This window comes from Kineococcus sp. NPDC059986 (assembly GCF_040702905.1).
Classification (GTDB): domain Bacteria; phylum Actinomycetota; class Actinomycetes; order Actinomycetales; family Kineococcaceae; genus Kineococcus.
The window spans coordinates 45,095-62,294 of sequence record NZ_JBFBND010000022.1 but is presented as its reverse complement, the minus strand read 5'-3'; the positions used below and the strand labels follow the sequence as shown (position 1 = coordinate 62,294).

General features: G+C 73.6%; 17 protein-coding genes. 14 read left to right on the top strand and 3 right to left on the bottom strand.

Annotation, left to right across the window (positions count from 1 at the left end):
• The first annotated feature begins 203 nt into the window (after nucleotides 1-203).
• The 10 genes from AB0637_RS16530 to AB0637_RS16485 all read left to right on the top strand — a co-directional run bounded on the left by AB0637_RS16530 (nucleotide 204) and on the right by AB0637_RS16485 (nucleotide 8,933).
• Nucleotides 204-863 (top strand): GntR family transcriptional regulator, encoded by a 660-nt coding sequence (locus AB0637_RS16530; protein WP_366173575.1) that lies wholly within the window; start codon nucleotides 204-206, stop codon nucleotides 861-863.
• A gap of 25 nt (nucleotides 864-888) precedes the next feature.
• Nucleotides 889-1,416 (top strand): flavin reductase family protein, encoded by a 528-nt coding sequence (locus AB0637_RS16525; RefSeq protein ID WP_366173573.1) that lies wholly within the window; start codon nucleotides 889-891, stop codon nucleotides 1,414-1,416.
• A gap of 149 nt (nucleotides 1,417-1,565) precedes the next feature.
• Complete coding sequence (locus tag AB0637_RS16520) at nucleotides 1,566-2,258, top strand: amino acid synthesis family protein (RefSeq protein WP_366173572.1); 693 nt, start codon at nucleotides 1,566-1,568, stop codon at nucleotides 2,256-2,258.
• Entirely contained in the window at nucleotides 2,255-2,806 is a 552-nt protein-coding gene (locus AB0637_RS16515) for an amino acid synthesis family protein (protein WP_366173570.1), read from the top strand. The genes AB0637_RS16520 and AB0637_RS16515 overlap by 4 nt, the downstream gene beginning before the upstream one ends.
• Before the next feature lie 7 nt (nucleotides 2,807-2,813).
• Nucleotides 2,814-3,557, top strand: coding sequence for an alpha/beta fold hydrolase (locus AB0637_RS16510; protein ID WP_366173569.1), 744 nt, complete (start codon nucleotides 2,814-2,816; stop codon nucleotides 3,555-3,557).
• Entirely contained in the window at nucleotides 3,554-5,092 is a 1,539-nt protein-coding gene (locus AB0637_RS16505; RefSeq protein ID WP_366173568.1) for an aldehyde dehydrogenase, read from the top strand. The genes AB0637_RS16510 and AB0637_RS16505 overlap by 4 nt, the downstream gene beginning before the upstream one ends.
• A gap of 34 nt (nucleotides 5,093-5,126) precedes the next feature.
• A complete protein-coding gene (locus tag AB0637_RS16500; RefSeq protein ID WP_366173567.1) occupies nucleotides 5,127-6,176 on the top strand; it encodes an LLM class flavin-dependent oxidoreductase in 1,050 nt (349 codons plus the stop codon).
• A gap of 113 nt (nucleotides 6,177-6,289) precedes the next feature.
• Nucleotides 6,290-6,682, top strand: a complete 393-nt coding sequence (locus AB0637_RS16495) for a hypothetical protein (protein ID WP_366173566.1) — start codon at nucleotides 6,290-6,292, stop codon at nucleotides 6,680-6,682.
• 96 nt (nucleotides 6,683-6,778) lie between these two features.
• A complete protein-coding gene (locus AB0637_RS16490; RefSeq protein WP_366173565.1) occupies nucleotides 6,779-7,816 on the top strand; it encodes a PHB depolymerase family esterase in 1,038 nt (345 codons plus the stop codon).
• A 220-nt stretch (nucleotides 7,817-8,036) separates the two neighbouring features.
• Nucleotides 8,037-8,933 (top strand): hypothetical protein, encoded by an 897-nt coding sequence (locus AB0637_RS16485; protein ID WP_366173563.1) that lies wholly within the window; start codon nucleotides 8,037-8,039, stop codon nucleotides 8,931-8,933.
• A gap of 92 nt (nucleotides 8,934-9,025) precedes the next feature.
• Here the strand turns inward: AB0637_RS16485 and AB0637_RS16480 are convergent, their stop codons facing one another.
• The 3 genes from AB0637_RS16480 to AB0637_RS16470 all read right to left on the bottom strand — a co-directional run bounded on the left by AB0637_RS16480 (nucleotide 9,026) and on the right by AB0637_RS16470 (nucleotide 13,820).
• The gene (locus tag AB0637_RS16480; protein ID WP_366173562.1) at nucleotides 9,026-11,890 is read right to left on the bottom strand and encodes an FAD-binding and (Fe-S)-binding domain-containing protein; all 2,865 of its coding nucleotides are present in this window, start codon (nucleotides 11,888-11,890) and stop codon (nucleotides 9,026-9,028) included.
• A 62-nt stretch (nucleotides 11,891-11,952) separates the two neighbouring features.
• Entirely contained in the window at nucleotides 11,953-12,828 is an 876-nt protein-coding gene (locus tag AB0637_RS16475) for a hypothetical protein (protein WP_366173561.1), read from the bottom strand.
• Nucleotides 12,825-13,820: an SPFH domain-containing protein gene (locus tag AB0637_RS16470; RefSeq protein WP_366173560.1), complete on the bottom strand. Its 996-nt coding sequence runs from the start codon at nucleotides 13,818-13,820 to the stop codon at nucleotides 12,825-12,827. Before AB0637_RS16470 ends, AB0637_RS16475 begins: the two co-directional genes overlap by 4 nt.
• A gap of 104 nt (nucleotides 13,821-13,924) precedes the next feature.
• Between AB0637_RS16470 and AB0637_RS16465 the strand changes: the two genes are divergently transcribed.
• The 4 genes from AB0637_RS16465 to AB0637_RS16450 are packed head-to-tail and all read left to right on the top strand — an operon-like array spanning nucleotide 13,925 to nucleotide 17,192.
• Nucleotides 13,925-14,593, top strand: a complete 669-nt coding sequence (locus AB0637_RS16465) for an NUDIX domain-containing protein (protein WP_366173559.1) — start codon at nucleotides 13,925-13,927, stop codon at nucleotides 14,591-14,593.
• Between the two features lie 40 nt (nucleotides 14,594-14,633).
• Entirely contained in the window at nucleotides 14,634-15,428 is a 795-nt protein-coding gene (locus AB0637_RS16460; protein WP_366173558.1) for an ABC-2 family transporter protein, read from the top strand.
• A complete protein-coding gene (locus AB0637_RS16455; protein ID WP_366173557.1) occupies nucleotides 15,421-16,227 on the top strand; it encodes an ABC-2 family transporter protein in 807 nt (268 codons plus the stop codon). The genes AB0637_RS16460 and AB0637_RS16455 overlap by 8 nt, the downstream gene beginning before the upstream one ends.
• Nucleotides 16,224-17,192, top strand: a complete 969-nt coding sequence (locus AB0637_RS16450) for an ATP-binding cassette domain-containing protein (RefSeq protein WP_366173556.1) — start codon at nucleotides 16,224-16,226, stop codon at nucleotides 17,190-17,192. Before AB0637_RS16455 ends, AB0637_RS16450 begins: the two co-directional genes overlap by 4 nt.
• Nucleotides 17,193-17,200 lie beyond the last annotated feature (8 nt).

Genomic DNA, 17,200 nt, shown 5'->3' with positions numbered 1-17,200 from the left:
ACGGTGCGGAGATCGAGAGGGTGGCGTGACGTACGTCCACCGTGAGACGGGACGCTGGCATGCAACACCCGGCGCGTCAAGACCCACCGTGACATTCCCTCCCCGGCTCGCCGCCCGGCTTACCGCGTGTTCCGCCGCCAGGACGAGGAGAGTGGCTGCCTGCAGTGGTTGACGTCCGAGGTCTGCGCTCCTACCGTTCTTGCATGCCACAGCCGATGGAGGCCGCGGCGCTCACGGGAGCGCAGGCGCGGGTGCTCGAATCCCTGCGGACCGCGATCATCAGCGGCGACCACCAACCGGGGTCACCCCTGTCCGAGATCGCCCTGGCCGAACAGCACGGCGTGAGCCGGACGCCGGTCCGGGAGGCGCTCAAGCAGCTCCAGATCGAGGGGCTCATCGAGGTCCGGCCCCGCGTCGGCACGTTCGTCCGGGCCCCCAGCCGGCGGGAGATCATCGAGCTGTTCGAGCTCAAGGAGGTGCTCGAGGGCATGGGTGCCCGCCTCCTGGCGGCGCGGGGACGCGTCCCCGCGCTGGACGAGCTCGAGGAGAACGTGGACCGCGCCCGGCTCGCCGTCGCCGCCGACGACCACGAGGGGTACGCCGACCTCGTGCACGGCTTCCACTCCACGATCATCGACGGCGCCGACAACACGCAGCTCAAGAACCACTACCGCACCCTCATGAACCAGCTCGCCTACCACCGGCTCGTCGCCCGCTCGCTCGGCCGGCCCGGCCGGCTCGGCGCGTCCCTGTCGGAGCACGAGAAGGTCCTGCAGCACATCCGGGAGAAGGACGGCTACGGCGCCGAGTTCGCGATGCGCGACCACGTCCGCAGCAGCGAACGCGAAACCCTCTCCAGCTGAGCCCCCACCGACCCAGGAGGTCCCCGTGACCGCACCCCTCACCCTCACCGCCCCCGACGCCGACCCCACGGCGCTGCGCACGACGTTCGCCCTGTTCCCCTCGGGGGTCGCGGCCATCTCAGCCCAGGTGCCCGGGGAGGCCGGGCCGGCGGTGCTCGTGGCGTCCTCCTTCCAGGTGGGCATCTCGCTCGACCCCCCGCTGGTCCTGTTCGCGGTGCAGCACACCTCCACGAGCTGGCCGCGGTTGCGGGCCGCCGCGGAGGCCGGCGGTCGCCTCGGGGTGTCGGTGCTCGGCGAGGCGCACGACCTCACGGCACGCCAGCTCGCGTCGAAGGCCGCCGACCGGTTCGCGGGCGTGGAGTCGACCACGGCGGAGTCGGGCGCCGTGTTCGTCCACGGCGCACCCGTGTGGCTGGAGTGCTCGGTGCACGGCCAGTTCCCGGCCGGCGACCACGACGTGGTGCTCCTGCAGGTGCACGCGCTCGGGAACGCCCCGGACACCGAACCCCTCGTCTGGCACTCCTCGGGCTTCCGCACACTGACGCCGCGCTGACGTCTGGCATGCCAGAACAGATGGCCCCGACGCCCGCTTGGGCGTCGGGGCCATCTGCTTTCCCCTGTCCAGCGACGATTGACCCGGAGATTCCACCGGGCGAGCCGAACCTCTTGACCGAGGACCGGGAACCACCTAGCGTCTCTGGCATGCAAGAGGCGACCAGCACCGCGGCGGTCGACACCGCACCGCGTCCCACCGCCACTCCCGACCCGCACCTGAGCGCGCACACCTCCGACGCAGGAGTGGGCGTCGAGGTGCGCAAGCTCGTCGTGTACCGCGAGACGGTGCTCACCGAGGCCGGCTCGGCCCCGGCGGTCCCCACCGAGCGGGCCTCCGCGGCCGCCGTCATCCGCAACCCGTGGGTCGGAACCCCCGCCACGACGGACCTGGGCCCCGTGGTCTCGGCCATCGCCCCCTCGCTCGCCCGGATCCTCACCGACGCCCTCCTCGACGCCCTCGGCGGCGTGGACGCGGTCGAGGCGTTCGGGAAGGCGGCCGTCGTCGGCACCGCCGGCGAGATCGAGCACGGCGCGGCCCTCATCCACACGCCCTACTTCGGCAACCTCGTCCGGGCCCACCTCGGCGGGGAGTCGATCATCTGCTTCGCCGACACCCGCGGCGACGCCGGGGAGACCCTCGTCGTCCCGCTGTGGCACAAGAACCACGCGGCCACCCGCAGCCACTACCAGACCGTGCCCGTGCGCGTCGCCGACGCCCCCCGGGCCGACGAGATCGTCGTCGTGGCGGCGGCCTCGACCGGCCCGCGACCGCACGCCCGGATCGGTGACCGCACCACCGACCCCGCCGTCACCCCCGCCCTCCTGGAGGACCAGCCGTGAACGTCCGCAAACTCGTCACCCTCGTCGAGGAGACCCGTTGGGAGGGCGGCCGCGAGGTCGACCCCGTCGCCCGTGTCGCGGTCGTGGCGGCCGTCATCGAGAACCCGTGGGCGGGTCAGGGTTTCGTCGAGGACCTCGCCCCCGGCATCGACGCCCACGCCTCCGACCTCGGAGCACTGCTGGCCCCCCGCGTCCTGGAGGCCCTCGGTGGCCCGGCGGAGGCGTACGGCAAGGCCGGCATCGTCGGCCTCGACGGCGAGGTCGAGCACGCCTCGGCCCTCATCCACACCCTGAAGTTCGGCGACCACTTCCGGACCGCGGCCGCCGCGACGACGTTGCTGCCCGCGGTCGAGAAGCGGGCCCGGGCCGGGACGACCTTCGACATCCCGCTCAAGCACGTCACCGACGCGACCATCCGCTCGCACCACCAGTCCGTCGAGGTCCAGGTCGCCGACGCCCCGCACGCCGGGGAGATCCTCGTCGCCCTCGCCGCGGCCACGCGCGGCCGTCCGCAGCAGCGCCTCGCGCCGCTGTCCTCGGAGCGGTGATCCGGCCGTGACGTCGCGGGGAACCGTCGTCCTGCTGCACGGGGTCGGCCTGGACCACACCCTGTGGGCACCGGTGCGCGCGGCGCTCGAGGTCGAGGGTTTCGACGTGGTCGCTCCGGACCTGCCCGGCCACGGTGACGCCGCCCCGGTCGCGCAGGGAGTGACCCTCGCCGACCTCGCGTCCCGCGTGGCCGCGGACGTCCCGTCCGGGTCGCACGTCGTGGGGTTCTCCCTCGGCGCGCTCGTCGCGCAGCACCTCGCGCGCTTCCGGCCCGAGCTCGTCGCGAGCCTGGTGTCCGTGAGTTCGGTCTGCCGGCGGACCCCCGCCGAGCGGGACGCCGTGCTCGCCCGGTTCGCGACGGCGGAGGCCGACTTCCCCGCGAGCGTCGCGGCCTCCCTGCAGCGCTGGTTCCCCGGCCAGGACGACGGCACCACCGACGCCGACCTCCTCCGGCGCACCGAGAAGACGCTGCTGGCCAACGACGTCGAGTCCTACCTGCGGTGCTACCGCGTGTTCGCGACGGCCGACGCGGAACTCGCGGACGAACTCCCCCGGATCACCGTTCCGGCGCTGGCGGTCACGGGCGACCTCGACCCGGGCTCCACGCCGGAGATGACGCGCCGCCTCGCCGACGCCGTCCCGGGGTCCCGCGCGGTCGTCGTGCCGGGCGCCCGGCACCTGTGGCCGGCCCAGCACCCCGACGTCCTCGTGTCCCACCTCGTCCCGTTCCTGGAAGGAGTCGGCCGATGACCGACGTGCAGACGACCCCCGGCGCCCCCGGTGTCGAGGTCACCGCAGCCCCGGTGCGGCAGCTCGACCACCACATCGGTGGCGAGCACAGCCCTCCCAGCAGCGGGGAGTGGTTCGAGAGCACCAACCCCGCGACGCTGGCCGTGAACCACCGCGTGGCCCGGGGGAACGCCGCCGACGTCGACCGCGCCGTCACCGCGGCGGCCCGGGCGTTCGAGGACCCCAGCTGGCGCGACCTCAGCCAGACCCGGCGCGGCCGGCTCCTGCGTCGCCTGGGCGACCTCGTCGGCGAGAACGCCGAGGAGCTGGCCCGGATGGAGACCCTCGACAACGGCAAGCTGCTGCGGGAGATGCGGGGTCAACTGGCGACGCTGCCGGAGTACCTCTACTACTACGCCGGTCTGGCCGACAAGGTGCAGGGCGACGTGATCCCCACGTCCGACCGCCGGGTCCTGAACTACACGACGCGCGAACCCCTCGGTGTCGTCGGGGCCATCACCCCGTGGAACTCCCCGCTCACCCTGACGACGAGCAAGCTGGCGCCAGCACTGTGCGCGGGCAACACCATCGTCGTGAAACCCTCCGAGCACACCTCGGCCACCGTCCTGCGGCTCGCCGAGCTCGCCGTCGAGGCGGGGTTCCCGCCCGGTGTCGTCAACGTCGTCACCGGGTTCGGGTCCGAGGCGGGGCAGGCGCTCGTCGACCACCGCCGCCTGGCCAAGATCTCCTTCACCGGCAGCACCGCCACGGGCGCCCGCATCGCGGCCGCCACGGCCGGCCGGTTCATCGGCTCCACGCTGGAACTGGGCGGGAAGTCGCCCAACATCGTGTTCGGGGACGCGGACGTGGCCAACGCAGCGATGGGTGTCGTGGCGGGCATCTTCGCCGCCGCGGGCCAGACGTGCATCGCGGGCAGCCGGGTCTTCGCCCACCGCTCGGTCTACGACGAGCTGCTGCAACGGGTCACCGACCGGGCGCGCACCATCCGGATCGGCGACCCGCTGGAGGAGAGCACCGAGCTCGGGCCGTTGGCGTTCGGCGACCAGCGCGCGAAGGTCGACGGCTACGTCGAACTCGGCCGCCAGGAGGGCGCCCGCGTCCTCACGGGCGGCCGGGCGACCGACGGCGGCGGCCTGGGCGGCTGGTTCTACGAACCGACGGTCCTCGTCGACGTCGACAACTCGATGCGCGTCGTGCGGGAGGAGATCTTCGGTCCCGTCGCGGCCGTCATGCCGTTCGACACCGAGGACGAGGTCGTCGCGCTCGCCAACGACACCGAGTACGGCCTGGCCGCCGGCGTCTGGACGCGGGACCTGTCCCGCGCCCACCGGATGGCCGGTCGGCTCGACGCGGGCACCGTGTGGGTCAACACCTACCGCGCGATGTCCCCCATGTCGCCCCGCCAGGGGTTCAAGAGCAGCGGCGTCGGCGTCGAGCACGGCCAGGAGACGATCCGCGACTACACCCGGGTGAAGAGCGTGTGGATCAACACCAGCGAGGAAGAACTCGCCGACCCGTTCACCATGCGCAGCTGACCACCCACCACCACTCGACGAGGAGGAGAGACCCGTGAAGTTCTCGCTGTTCGTGCACATGGAGCGCTGGGACGAGGAAGTCGGCCACCAGCAGCTGTTCGAGAACCTGACCGAACTCGCGCTCATGGCGGAGGAGGGGGGTTTCAGCACGGTGTGGATCGGTGAGCACCACGCCATGGAGTACACCGTCTCCCCCAGCCCGATGCCGCAGCTCGCCTACCTGGCCGCGCGGACCACCCGCATCCGGCTCGGGGCCGGGACCCTCATCGCCCCGTTCTGGAACCCCATCCGCGCCGCCGGGGAGTGCGCGCTGCTCGACGTCATCAGCGGCGGCCGGATGGAGGTCGGACTGGCGCGCGGCGCCTACCAGTTCGAGTTCGACCGGCTGGCCGGCGGGCTGCCCGCCACCGACGGCGGCAAGCACCTGCGTGAGCTCGTCCCCGCGGTGCAGCGGCTGTGGGAGGGCGACTACGCCCACGACGGGGAGATCTGGCAGTTCCCCACGTCGACGTCGGTCCCGGCGCCGGTGCAGCAGCCCGGCCCGCCGGTCTGGATCGCGGCCCGGGACCCCGCGTCCCACGACTTCGCCGTCGCCTCGGGCTGCAACGTCATGGTGACCCCGCTCATGAAGGGCGACGAGGAGGTGGAGGACCTGGCGCGCAAGTTCGACGTCGCGGTCGGCAACCACCCCGAACAGCCCCGCCCGAAGCTCATGGTGCTGCGGCACACCCACGTGCACCCCGTGTCCGACCCCGACGGCTGGCGGCCGGCCGCGGAGGCCGTCGCCCGGTACTACCGCACGTTCGACGCGTGGTTCGGGAACAAGAAGACTCCGGAGAACGGGTTGCTCGAGCCCAGCCCGGTCGAGAAGTTCGCCGAGCGCCCCGAGTTCGAGGTCGACTCGCTGCACAAGACCGCCATGATCGGGACGCCCGAGGAGGTCGTCGAACGCATCCGGTACTACGAGGAGCTCGGCGTCGACGAGTTCAGCTTCTGGATCGACAACGGCATGACGCACGAGCAGAAGCGCGCCTCGCTCGCCCTCTTCATCGAGCAGGTCGTGCCCGCCTTCGCCGGCGACTGACCTGCAGGAGGTGACCGGGCTTGACCCGGGGGCAGGGTGCGGGTCACCCTGTCCTCGGTCAACCCGCGCCCGGGGGCTTCGTCCCCCGGTCCGTCGAGTGCGCGGGTCCTCGAGTGCACCGCCACACCGCGCTGACCCCGGTCAGCCTGCGTCTGTTCGTCGTCCTCCGCGTCCTGCTCCACGTCAAGGAGCTGCCGCACCACGCGAAACCCACCGTCGGTGACGACGTGACGTGGTTCCTGCGGGTCCGCCCCTCCCCCGCCGAATTCGGCCCCGTCGTCCGGCACGCGACGTTCGGGCCCGTCCCCGGCGGCGTCGAGACCACGGGGTTCCCCCTGCGCATCCGCATGGTCAACTGGGCGCTCACCGGCCCCGCCGACGACCGCCGTCCCGTGCCCGGGTCGCTGGAACTGCGGGACGTCCACCGTCCCCCGAAGAAGCTGAGCGCCGGTCGCGACCGACGGGACACCCACCTCCTCGTCGACCTGGCCGTCCGCCGCACGTGACCCGGGGATCGTCAGGTTCCTTGGCACCGCGGACGTTGACAGGGTTTCACAGGCTCCGCAAGGATCGGCTCACCGATCCAGGACGAAGGAGTCCCGTTGTCCCGTCGAACCCCCCTCGCTCTCGCCACGGCCGCTGCCGGTCTGCTGGCGGTCGCCACCGTCTCGAGCACCGCCGGCAGTGCAGGCGCCGCCCCGGCGGCAGCACCGGCTGCCCGGCCCGCGTCGTGCACCCCGACCCTGCAGGCCGGCACGCAGGTCGTCCCGATCCGCTTCGCGGGCGGCAGGACCGACGTCCAGGTGTTCGTCCCGTCGCACCGTCCCGCGCGCGTCCCGCTGGTGCTCGACCTCCACGGCAGCAGTTCCAACGGTCCCGCGCAGGCGGGCATCAGCGACCTGTCGGTCGTGGCGGAGCGGGAGGGCTTCGTCGTCGTCAACCCGACGGCCGCGATCGAACTGCCGCCGAGCGACCCGCCGCTGCCGGGCGGGAGCTGGGCCTGGAACGTCCCCGGCGTCCCGACGACGGCCGGTCAGTTCCCGCCTCCGGGGGCGCGGGACGACGTGGCGTTCCTGTCCGCCGTCCTCGACCAGGTCGGGGCGGCCGGGTGCGTCGACACGCGCCGCACCTACGCCACGGGGTACTCCGGCGGAGGGCGGATGGCGTCGGCCCTGGCCTGCGAACTCTCCGACCGCATCGCCGCGATCGCCCCGGTCGCCGGTCTGCGCGCGGGACGCCCCGCACCCGACGAGGTGTCGGTGCCGGAGGTCCAGAGCTGCACCCCGCGGCAGCCGGTCGCGGTCCTGACCTTCCACGGCACCGCCGACGGGGTGAACCCCTACGGCGGCAGCGAGGACCTGCGCTGGGGCTACTCCGCTCCCGTCGCCGCGCAGACGTGGGCGCGCCTCAACGACTGCCGCACCGGTCCGCTGCGCACGACGCTCACCGAGCACGTGTCGCTGACGACGTACACCCGGTGCGCTGGCGGCGCAGACGTCGAGTTCGAACGCATCGACGGTGGCGGCCACACCTGGCCGGGCGCCGACGAACCGGAAGGGCCGCTCGGCCCCATCACGCAGGAGGTGGACGCCTCCGAGACCATGTGGGCGTTCTTCGAGGCACACCCCAAACCGGTCTGACCCCCCACCACCCCCGCGCGGAAAACACTCTTTCCGCCCTTCCGCGGGCGATCTGGGGTCTCGAAGCACGACATCCGCCCTGGAGTTCTCCTCTCGCGGGTCGTCCACACGTCCGCTCCACCGGTCGACGCGGTCTCCACAGACACCACCCGCCCGCGTGTCGTCCACAGCCCGTGGTCGGTACGTCCTCTCGGGCGACCGCGGAGCCCACAGTCCGGACATGCGACGACACGACCGCGGCGTCCTGCTGCCCGAGGTGTTCCTGGGACGGGACGCCGTGCGCGACGGCCTGTTCACCGAGAAGGAGTTGCGCGGGCCGGCGGTGCAGCGCGTCCTCCGGGGCGTCTACACCGTGCGGGGGCGACCGGTGACGCACGTGCTCCGGTGCCGGGCGGCCGCCCTCCTGCTCCCCGCGGGAGGGGTCGTCACCGGCCGCTCCCAGGCGACGCTGCTGGGGGTGGAGCTGCGGCGTCGGGAGGACGACGTCGAGGTCCTCGTCCCCGCGCCGGCGGGTGCGCGCTGGACCGCGGTGCAGGGCGTCGCACTGCGCCGGGCGCGCACCGTCGACCCCGGTGTCCCCTGGGAGGGCGTCCCCGTCGCCACCGCTGAACGGATGGCGTTCGACGCGACGACCCGCATGCCCCTCACCGAAGCCGTGGCGAACCTCGACGCGCTGGTGCGTTTCGGCGCCGTCGGTCTGCCGGCCCTGCGCCGGTGGCTGGGAGAGGTGCACGACCCGCACGTCGTCGCCGCGAGGGAGGCAGCCGACCTGTGCGATCCGCGTGCGGAGTCACGGCAGGAGAGCGTCCTGCGGGTCGTGCTCCACCTCGCCGGGCTCCCGGTCGTCCCCCGGGTCACCGTGCACGACCGGGCTGGGAACTTCGTCGCCCGCCTCGACCTCGCGCTGGAGGAGTTCCGCGTGGCGATCGAGTACGACGGGGAGTGGCACGCCCTGCGCGAACAGCTGACCAAGGACCGACGACGCCTCGCGGCGCTCCGCGAGGCGGGCTGGGAGATCGTCCACGTCACCGCACCGATGCTGTCCGACCCGCAGGCGATCGTCGACGCCGTGCACCGGGCGGTCGCCCGCCAGCGCCTGGCGTACTGGGCAGCGTGACGCTCCGCCGGGGCGGATGTCGTGCTCGGCGCCCGCAGATCGCCTGCGGAAGGGCGGAAAGAGTGTTTTCCGCGCGGGGGCAGGGGCGTCGGTCAGTCCTCCGGGAGGGCGTCGGCGAGCAGTTCGGCGAGGTGCTTCGGCCGGACGCCGGCGAGGTCGACCGCCTGCGTCCGGCAGGAGTACCCGTCGGCGACGACGACCGCGTCACCGCGCTCGCGCAGGGCGGGCAGCAGCTTGTGCTCGGCGACCATCACCGACACCTCGTGGTGCCCCGCCTCCGCGCCGAAGTTCCCCGCCAGCCCGCAGCAGCCCGACAGGACCTGCGCGTCGACCCCGGCCTTGGCCAGCAACCGCTCGTCGGGGCCGAAACCCATCGTCGCGTGCTGGTGGCAGTGCGGCTGGACGACCGCCTTGCGGTCCACCCTCGGCGGCACCCAGTCCGGACGCTGCTCGGCGATGAGCTCGGCCAGCGTCTTCACCCGGTGCTCCAACGCGTGGGCGCGCGGGTCGTCCGGCAGCAGTTCGGCGGCGTCCTCGCGCAGCAGCGACGTGCACGACGGTTCCAACCCCACCACCGGGACGTTCGACGTCCCCAACGCGTCCAGCGACGACCGCAACTGCCGCTTGGCGCCGTCCAGCTGACCGGTGGAGACCCACGTCAGACCGCAGCACACCTGCTGCTGCGTCAACCGCACCGAGAACCCGAGGTGCTCCAGGAGCTTCACCGCGGCCTTCCCGACCTCCGGGGAGAAGTGCTCGGTGAAGGAGTCCACCCACAACAGCACGGGGTCGCCGGAGACCTCGGGCCGCTGCGCGAACCACGCGCGGAACGTCTGCTCCGCGAACGCCGGCAACGGCCGGTTCTGGTCCACCCCACCCAACGCCCGCGCCGTCCACGCCAGCGCCGGCACCGACGTCAGCCGGTTCACGACCTTCGGCGCGATGGACGCCAGCTTGGACCAGCGCGGCAGCCACCCCAGCAGGTAGTGGTTCATGGGCCGCAACCGACCCGCGTAGAACTTGTCGAGGAACTCCGCCTTGTACGTCGGCATGTCGACGCCGGCGGGGCAGTCGGCGCTGCAGCCCTTGCAGGACAGGCACAGGTCCAGGACGTCCTTGACCTCCTGCGAGCGCCAGCCGTCGGTGACGAGCGTGCCGTTGGCCATCTCCTGCAGCAGCCGGGCGCGGCCGCGGGTGGAGTCCTTCTCGTCCCCCGTCGCCAGGTACGACGGGCACATCACCCCACCGGAGTCCGCGCGGCACTTCCCGACGCCGACGCACCGGTGCACCGCACGCGTGAGGTCTCCCTCGTCGCGCGAGTACGCGAATTTGAGCGGCATCCCGAGCGCGTGCGCGGGGCGCGCGGCGGGAACGCGCAGGTCCGCGCCCACGTCGGCCGGCCGCACGATGACCCCGGGGTTCAGCAGGTCCGCGGGGTCGAACGCGCGCTTGACCTGCTCGAACGCGGTGATCGCGTCGGCGTCGTACATGAGCGGCAGCAACCCGCCGCGAGCGCGGCCGTCCCCGTGCTCCCCCGACAACGACCCACCGTGCCGGGCCACCAACCGCGCTGCGTCCTCCAGGAACACCTTCGCCTTCTGCCCGCCACCGTTCTCGTACAACGGGAAGTCGATGCGGACGTGGATGCAGCCGTCACCGAAGTGCCCGTACGCCAGGCCGTCCACCCCGTGGGAGGCCATGAGCGCGTCGAACTCGCGCAGGTACTCCCCCAGCTTCGCCGGCGGGACGGCCGCGTCCTCCCAGCCCGGCCACGCCGGCTGCCCCTCCGGCGACCGGCCGGCGAGGCCGGCGCCGTCCTCGCGGATGCGCCACAGCTTCTTCGCCTCGGCGGCGGTGGGGATGACGACGGAGTCCAGCGCGCGCGAGTCGGCGACCATCGCGCGGGCCGCGGCCAGGGACTCCTGCGGGGTCTCCCCGCCCATCTCCACGAACAACCAGCCGTTGCCGCTCGGCAGACCGTCGACCGACCCGCCGCGGCGGACGACGACGTCGGCCAGGCGCCGGTCGATGCCCTCCACCGCCAGCGGGGAGTGCTCCAGCAGGGCGGGCGTCGCGTCGGCCGCCTCGTGCATCGAGTCGTACCCCAGCACCACGAACGTCGTCGACGGCGACTGCCGGACCAGACGGACGCGGGCCCGCAGGATCGTGGCGAGCGTCCCCTCGGACCCCGTCAGCAGTCGCGCGAGCGCGGTTCCCGTCGGACCGCCGGTCTCGGGCAGCAGGTGTTCCAGGGCGTACCCGGAGACCTGGCGCCCGAAGGTCCCGAACGTCGTGCGGATCATCCCCAGGTGCTGCCCGGCGACCGCCCTCAGCTCCTCGACCAGCTCGGCGGGAGGGGCGTCGGTCCAGAACCGGCGGCCGTGCCCGTCCAGGACCTCCAGCGCCACCACGTTGTGCGAGGTGCGGCCGTACGCCAGCGCGTGCGACCCGCAGGCGTCGTTGCCGATCATCCCGCCGACGGTGCAGCGGGCGTGGGTGGAGGGGTCCGGTCCGAACCGCAGCCCGTGCGGGGCCGCCTGCCGCTGCAGGTCGTCGAGGACCACGCCCGGCTCGATGAGCGCGGTCATGCCGTCGGCGTCGATCTCCAGCACGCGGTGGAGGTGGCGGGAGAAGTCCAGCACCACCCCGGGCCCGATGGCGTTCCCGGCCACCGACGTGCCGGCGCCGCGGGAGGTGAACGGGACGCCCAGCTCCCGGCACACGCCCCACACCGCGACGACGTCCTCGACCGAGCGCGGGAAGACGACGACGAGCGGGACGACGCGGTAGTTCGAGGCGTCCGTCGTGTACTCGGCACGACGGCGGCTGGACGCGTCGACCGTCCCCGAGCCCGGGGCCGTGCCGAGGGCTGCGTCGAGGGCGGCGACCAGCTCCGCGGTCGTGGTGGACGTCGCCTCCGGCGTGGCCTGGGCGCGCGCGTCGTCGATGAGGGTCACGCCCTCAGTGTGCCGCCGCCGGTGGCGGGCTCCGACACGGAGTCGGACCTCACCACCTCCGGTCACCGCAGCAGCGCGAGCCGCCGGGGGCTCACGGTCACGGTGATCCGCTGGCCGCGGCTGAGGGTGAGCCGGTCGTCCTCGAGGCCGTCGCCGAAGACGACCAGCTCGTCCGACAGGACGTCGAGGGTCAGGGGCTCGGTCGCGACGGTCCCCGCGACGAGGTCGGCGCCCGTGGTCCGGGACGGCCAGGCCTCGCGCACGAACCAGGCCAGCGAGGCGTCGGTCGGTGCCGGCAGACCTGCGCGTCCCCGGGCCAGCGAGGCGAGCCAGCCCGTCGCCCCCGTGCCGGTCCCGGCGACGACACCGCTGGAGGCCTGCTCCTCGTGCCGGTCCCCGGCGCTGAGGACGTAGCGGGCGGTCTGGTGGCTGCGGTGGCCGACGAAGACCTCGTTGAGGGCGTGCAGTTCCTGGCCGTCGTCGGTGCTCGCGCAGACCATCGTGCGCTGCTCGCACGCACCCCCGGAGGTGCTGCGGTGCAGCAGCTCCCGCGCGGCGGAGGCGGGGTGGCGGACGAGCACCCCGGCGTTGCGGCCGGGTGCGGGGTCGATCCCGACGACGACCTGCCCGGACAGGTACTTGGCGACGTTGGCGACGAGACCGTCCTGCCCGACGACCACGACGACGTCCTCGGGGGCGAAGAGGAACCGGGACAGGTCCGCACGTTCGACGCTGCCGGTGCGCCAGTCGGCCGGGACGGCGGCGGCGACGGCGGCGAGCGCCCGCCGCTGCTGCTCGTCGGCCTCTTCCAGCTCGGTGAGGGAGCCGCCGCGGGTGCGCAGGAAGAAGTCGGCGGCGCCGGGCGTGCCGTGCCGGGCGACGGCGTCGGCGTACGCGGTGCGGCGGTGCACGAGGACGGCGCGGGGGGCGAGGCTCACGGCTGCACCAGCTTCGCGAGGGCACCCGTCACGACGTCGGGGGTCAGGACGAGCGTGCCGACGTTCGGCAGCTGCCCGGCGAACTCGCGCAGCGCGAGCGTCAGCAGCACCTCCGGCGGGGTCCCGGCGATGGCCGCCATCCGTGCGGCCTCGGCCCCGGCGTCCGCTTCGCCCTGGAGGCGACGCGCCGTGGCGCGGGCCTGGGCGAGCCGTTCCTCGCGCTCGGCCTCGGCGGTGGTGCGGATCGCGTCGGCGGCCGCGGCGTCCTCGACGCTGCGCCGCTGGTTGGCGCCCCGCTGCGCGACGAGCTGCTCCTCGCGGCGGGCGAGTTCGATCTTGCTCTGCAGCTCGTTCTCGCTGATGGTCCGCTCGCGTTCGACGGCGAGGGCGCGACGCTCGGACGTGGCGCGGTCGGCCTCGGTCTGCAGCTGCTCGCGGGTGGGGGTCCCGAGGGCCTTCTCGACGTCGGGGTCGGGCCGGACGGCGACGACGCGGGCGTCGACGAGGGCGAGGCCGGTCTGGGTGAGGCGGCTGTCGGCGAGCAGGCCCGCCGTGATGCGCTCGCGGGTCAGCGTGACGCCGGTGACGAGCACGTCGCGCAGGGGCATGCCGGCGAGGACGTCGAGGACGTGCTGCTGGGCGGTCTCGGTGAGCAGACCGGCGATCTGCTGCAGCGGAGCCGAGCGCCAGCGGCCCGTGGCCGGGTCGAGGGAGAAGTCGACGCGGGTGGCGGCGAGCTCGGGGTCCTCGATGCGGAAGGTGACGGTCGCCTGGACGGTGACGTCGACGAAGTCGGCGGTGCGGGCGTGCAGGAGCAGCGGCAGCTCGCGGTCGTCGACGGGCAGCTCCGAGAGGGTCGCGCTGAGCGGGCGGAACCAGAAGGCCTGCCCCGTGCCGGAGTGGGCGACCTTGCCGCCGCGGTGGTGGATGACGTGCGTGGTGGGGGTGCTGCGCAGGTGCCGGGCGAACGGGTAGCGGGTGATGTCGGCCATCTCTGCCTCCGGGGTCGGTGTCGGCGACTCGTTGTCGTCGAGATGACGATAAGCCCTCGACCGCCCTTGCCGTCAAGTCGACGACAACTGGGTACGCTGATCGGGTGAGCCACCCCGTCCTCGCCGTGACCGTCGACCTCGTCGTCCTGACCGTGCGCGAGGGCGCCCTCCACGTCCTGCTCGTGGAGCGCGGCGAGGAGCCGTTCCTCGGCCGCTGGGCCCTGCCGGGCGGGTTCGTGCGCCCGGACGAGGACCTGCCCGGCGCCGCCGCCCGCGAGCTCGAGGAGGAGACGGGCCTGGCTCGCGGCCTCGTCCACCTGGAACAGGTCGCGACCTACGGGGCACCCGACCGCGACCCCCGCCAGCGCGTCGTGACGGTCTGCTACCTGGCACTGGCCCCCGACCTGCCCGTCCCTCGCGCCGGGACCGACGCCGCGGACGCGCGGTGGGCCCCCGTCGACGACCTGCCCGACCTCGCCTTCGACCACGACGTCCTGCTGGCCGACGCCGTGGAACGGGCCCGCGCCAAGCTGGAGTACACCCCCCTCGCGACGGCCTTCTGCGGTGAGGAGTTCACGGTCGCCGAACTCCGCCGCGTCTACGAGGCCGTCTGGGGCCTACCGCTGGACCCACGCAACTTCCACCGCAAGGTCACGGGTGCGGCCGGATTCCTCGAACCCACCGGGGCCACGACGACGCGCGACGGCGGACGGCCCGCCGCGGTGTTCCGCCGCGGGACGGCCCCCACCCTGCACCCACCGCTCCTGCGCTGACTCTTCTCCCACCACGCTGCGTGGACTAGGGTCGAACGCCGTGTCGCCCTACCCCGCCCTCGTCGCGGCGGGGTTCCGCAGGTGGTCGACCTACCGCGCGGCGACGGCCGCCGGCGCCCTCACGAACTCGGTCTTCGGGGCCATCAAGGCGTCCGTCCTCGTCGGCACGGTGACGTCGTCGGGCGCCGCCGTCGCCGGCTACGACCCGCTCCAGGCCGCGACCTTCGCCTGGGCGACCCAGGCGTTCCTCGCCCCGGTCAGCGTCTTCGCCGACGACGAACTCGCCCGCCGCGTGCGCACGGGCGACATCGCGGTGGACCTGGCCCGGCCCGTCGACCCGCAGCTGGCGGCGTGGGCCACCGACCTGGGTCGGGCGGCGTTCATGCTGCTGCCCCGCGGTGTCCCGCCCGTCGTGCTCGGGGCGCTGCTCACGGGGCTGGCCGTGCCCTCCTCCCCCCTGCCGTACGTGCTCGGCCTCGCGAGCCTCCTCGTCGGGGTCTCGGTCAGCTTCGCCGCCCGCTGGATCGTGAACCTCACCGCGTTCTGGCTCACCGAGGTCCGCGGGATCCTCCTGCTCTACACGGTGCTGGCGACCACGCTCACGGGGTTGTCGATCCCGGTCGCCTGGTTCCCGACCTGGCTGAACGCGCTGGCCCACGCCACCCCGTTCCCGTCGATGCTGCAGACCCCCGTGGACGTCGTCCTCGGCCGGGTGACCGGCCTGGACGCCGTGCGGCTCGTGGTCGTGCAACTCGCCTGGCTGGCGGGGCTCCTCGCCGTCGGCCGGGCGCTCCTGGCCGTCGGGGCCCGGCGGCTGGTGGTGCAGGGTGGCTGACCGACCGCCCGGTCCCTACCGGGCCCTGCTGGGATCGCGCGTCCGTGCGCAGTTCTCCTACCGCACGTCCTTCGCGGCCGACGTCCTCGCGAACGTCGGGATCGGGCTCGGGGAGTTCGCCACCCTGTACGTCGTGTTCTCGCGGACGTCCGAACTCGGTGGCCTCGACGTGTGGCAGGCCGCGCTCGTCTTCGCCCTGGCGAACGTCGCCTTCGCCCTGGCCGACCTCCTCGTCGGGCACGTCGACACCCTGCCGGTCCTCGTCCGCGCGGGAACCCTCGACGCGTTCCTGCTGCGCCCGTTGCCCGTCCTCGCCCAGCTCGCGACCTCCGACGTCGCGTTGCGAAGAGTCGGGCGCGTCCTCGTGGCGGCCCTCGTGTTCGCCGTCGCCTGGCCCCGTGCGGGCGTGGAGTTCGACGCCCGCGCCGGGGCGCTGCTGACGGTGGCCGTGCTCGGCGGTGCGGCGATCTTCAGCGCCGTGTTCGTCGTCGCGGGCTCGCTGCAGTTCTGGTTGCTGGACGGCCGCGAGGCCGTGAACTCCATCACCTACGGGGGGTCGAACGCGGCGCAGTACCCGGCGTCGTTGTACTCCGGGCCGTTGCGCTGGTTGTTCTGCTACGTCGTGCCGGCGGCGTTCGTGGCCTACCTCCCCGTCCTGGCGCTGCTGGGGGAACCCGGACCGCCGGGGTTGCCCGCCTGGCTGGGGTGGTGTTCGCCGGTCGCCGCCGTCCTCCTGTGGGCCGTCGCCCTGCTGCTGTGGCGCAGCGGGATCCGGCACTACACGGGGAGCGGGTCGTGAACGCCCTCGAGGTTCGCGACCTGGTCCGCGAGTACGTCGTGCGCGCCCCGGGGACGTCGCGGTTCCGTCGTCGGCGCACCGTCGTCCGCGCCGTCGACGGCCTCTCCCTGAGCGTCGCGGCGGGTGAGTCCGTCGGGTTCATCGGCGCCAACGGAGCCGGGAAGTCCACGACGGTCAAGCTCCTCACGGGGATCCTCGTCCCGTCGGCCGGGACCGTCCGCACGTGCGGCCTGGACCCCGTGACCCACCGGCGGGAGCTGGCCCGGCGCATCGGCGTCGTCTTCGGCCAGCGCAGCCAGTTGTGGTGGGACCTGCCGCTGAGCGAGTCGTTCCGACTGCTCGCCGCGATCCACCGCCTCCCGGTCGACGTGTGGCGACCGCGGCTGGCCGAGCTCGACGAACGGCTCGGTCTCGGGGAGTTCCTCACCACCCCCGTCCGCCAGCTGTCCCTCGGCCAGCGCATGCGGGGCGAGGTCGCCGCGGCCCTGCTGCACTCCCCGGAACTGCTGCTGCTCGACGAGCCGACGATCGGCCTGGACGTGCTGTCCAGCGAGCGGTTGCGGCAGTTCCTGCGGGCCGAACGCGCCGAACGCGGGACGACGCTGCTGCTGACGACGCACGACATGGGTGACGTGCAGCGGTTGTGCGACCGCGTGCTCGTCGTGGACCACGGCCGGGCCGCCTACGACGGGGACCTGCCCGGGCTGGTCCGGCGCGTCGGCGCCCGCCGGGTCCTCGTCGTCGACCTGCGCGACGCCGTGGACCCCGGCCCCGTCGCCGGCGCGGAACTCCTCGCCGTGGAGGAGGGCGGGTTCCGCCGCCGCTACGCGTTCTCGGCCGAGGAGACGACGGCGGCCGAGGTCCTGGCGCAGGTGTCGCGCACGGCCGAGGTGCGCGACCTGTCGGTCGAGGAACCCGACATCGCCGACGTGCTGCGCCGGTTGTACGCGAGCACCCAGCGCTGAGGTTCGCC

What these genes read in the sequence shown, in the direction of transcription:
- AB0637_RS16520 (WP_366173572.1), top strand. Translation starts at nt 1,566, where the DNA reads ATGCAAGAGGCGACCAGCACCGCGGCGGTCGACACCGCACCGCGTCCC.
- AB0637_RS16485 (WP_366173563.1), top strand. Translation starts at nt 8,037, where the DNA reads ATGCGACGACACGACCGCGGCGTCCTGCTGCCCGAGGTGTTCCTGGGA.
- AB0637_RS16530 (WP_366173575.1), top strand. Translation starts at nt 204, where the DNA reads ATGCCACAGCCGATGGAGGCCGCGGCGCTCACGGGAGCGCAGGCGCGG.
- AB0637_RS16470 (WP_366173560.1), bottom strand. Translation starts at nt 13,820, where the DNA reads ATGGCCGACATCACCCGCTACCCGTTCGCCCGGCACCTGCGCAGCACC.
- AB0637_RS16505 (WP_366173568.1), top strand. Translation starts at nt 3,554, where the DNA reads ATGACCGACGTGCAGACGACCCCCGGCGCCCCCGGTGTCGAGGTCACC.